The following is a 2,681-nucleotide window of genomic DNA, read 5'->3' as shown; positions in this document are numbered from 1 at the left end:
GTCGTCACGCCTGAGGCGTGACCACCCCAACTACGTTCATCAAAGATGAACTTCGTTGGCCAAGCCCGACCAAGAGAATCCAATCACGAAAGTGGTTGGGTTTTTCATTTTTCTTGCATTCATATGATATCATCTAATATCATAAAAAAGGTGAAGGGTTCGGTTAATGGATTGGTACGTTTGTACATAATTTAGGCAGTGTTACTGACTATTTAGTGTCGGTTTAACGCTTATCTACCGGAACGCTACAAAAACTGCACAGGATCAACGCACAAAGATTTCAGGTAAGATTTGGGCTGGACGAAGAATTGTTCCAAGAGATTCGATGATTGGATTTGGCACAATGTTGGTACTTTTTGCAAATAATTATGGTCCCATAAAATGTTCGGGGCTGTTGCAGAAGTGGTCTACGGACAAGAGATTGACCTAATCAGGCTGTTTTTAAAGGGTCTTTAGGAGAACCGGTCTTAGTCGGATTTGCAGGCCAAAAATGGTAATGTAGCTTTGGAAGGCATCTATAATCGTCTTGAAAATGCCAAAGTAGGGTTTCCTTCCCACTTTCTTAATGTACTTTTTTAGTTTGAAGGCCTTTGCTTATTTCCCATATAACTTATATAGAAAAATGTGTAGCGACTGAAAGTTTTGCACTAAAGTACATACCTGCCCGACTTGGTTCAGGCCGATTTAAACTAACAATTATGACCAATGAAAGGACTTTTTATACTTTTTAACAAAAAACTTAGGAAATGTAAAAAAAATGTTAAATTTATTCTCGTTATTATTAAAATAAGAGCCGGTTTTTGTTCCTCCAAATTGATTTTTTTATCGAGCGCTCTTTATTAAGATAATGCTTCCCCGAATTGTGTTACGAATTATTGGTGCGCTTTATAATGCAGCAACTTATTTAATTCAACATAATTGTAATAGTCATATAAACCTAAAATTAAATAAATAGAATATCCAGAGGATTTAAACATATTCCCTGAAAATAAGACACCCCACTTCTTATCTTTGAATCACATTTAATATCGAAATTGTTCGATTTATCATCGCTTATGTCATGGTCATAATCTAAAAACCAAAACTAATCGTATGAAAAACTTTACTTTCTTACCCTTACATATAAAATAAAATTGACATATTAATAACTCATGCTGTCCTCCAGTGCAGAACCCTTATGTTTTGCATTGGGGCTGCTATCATGGCATCTGTTATACGACTGAACATAAAAATTAATAAAAAGCATTCTACTATGAAGCAACATTACACTAACCAAGAAATGATCGCTAGTACTTTCTCTAATGAGACTGCAGAACATGGCTCTTGCCATACTTATAGAGCAGAAGAAAATGGGAAAAAGATAATTTGTTTTAAAAGCAACATGAAAGCCCCTAATTGTAGGGGTTTTTTAGTTTTAAATAATTTTTGTGCATTCCATCGGATTATTTGCATATTTCATCAAGAAATTGTTAAAATCATAAAATAAATGTTAAATTTTATTTTATATTGTATGCCGCTTCAAAAGTGATTATCAATTGTAGGTAAAAATCAACTGATAAATTTACTCTAAAAGCCGCAACCAAAGTACCCCGACATCTAAATTAAAGGATTAGTGCTGATCCTCCACCGCTTTTTATTAAGCGGTTATGGTAATATTAAAAAAAGCACACTGAAGAATTCGCCCTAAATTCTTACTTCCCTGGCTGAAATTGCTGTGGTCTGTACATGACCAAGCTAATAATGCCTATGCACAAAACTACTTTTTCTGCCTTTAGACATTTTATTTTAAATAGCCTAGGCGCAACTATCGCGCCCACCTGGCCGGTGCTGTTACAGACAGTACCTGTGCCGGGTTATCCAGTTTATATAAATATTGAAATTACCATACTAAACACATCCCACAATGGAACATTATTACACTAACTTAGAAACAACAGCAGAGAAATCCTGCACAGAAAATGCAGAACCGGGCTGTTCTCATACAAATGGAATACGAAGAAAAGCAGGAGGTATCAATAAAAACTCTTTTTTGACATCACTGCTTTTTGCAATAATGCTGATGATGGCTGTGCCGTTTTCGGCTTCAGCACAATTCTGCACACAGGACCCAATACCTTCAGATCAACTCGACTTAAGAGGCAATTCGGAGTATACAGCGGGGCAATGTCCCGCGAATGATATTGTTATTCTTGGAGCTTCATTGGATACCGGGGATGCCTGTAATTCTTGTGCGCCTGGAACAACGGTGACAGCAGATTTGTTGATCACTATTAATCACGGTACCAATAGTGGAAATAGGTATTTGGGTGTTTTTGCCGATTTAACGGAAACACTGCCAGATGGTACAATACAAACATGCGAAGTGGCACGATGTTCCGGACCTGTAGCCAAGGACTCTGAGGAAACAGGTGACCAACAGGTTTTGAATTATGGTCAAGTTACATTTACCTGTGGGAGTTCCCTCCAGCTGAGTGATATTTTATTGGTTTGGACTGCAGCCAATGGCGAGTGTCCTGTAACCCCGGCCAACAATCCGAATGGAAAATACTGCTACGATAACCCGATTATTGATATTGTTCCCCCATTAAATGCAGTAGTCGAAGCAGAATGCGGAGACGGAAATAAAGGGAATTATGACCTTACAGTTACTGGTGGTGTAGGTCCTTTCACTTATTTATGGT

General features: G+C 37.5%; 1 protein-coding gene. It reads left to right on the top strand.

Annotated features, from left to right (window positions below; genetic code table 11):
• Window positions 1–1,903 precede the first annotated feature (1,903 nt).
• On the top strand, window positions 1,904–2,681 hold a 778-nt coding region (locus Q0X66_RS15725), incomplete at its 3' end, for a SprB repeat-containing protein (protein ID WP_297708053.1).

It is taken from the genome of uncultured Eudoraea sp. (assembly GCF_947260015.1).
Classification (GTDB): Bacteria; Bacteroidota; Bacteroidia; order Flavobacteriales; family Flavobacteriaceae; genus Eudoraea.
The sequence above is the reverse complement of the archived record's forward strand: the minus strand, read 5'-3'. Positions and strand labels throughout refer to the sequence as shown.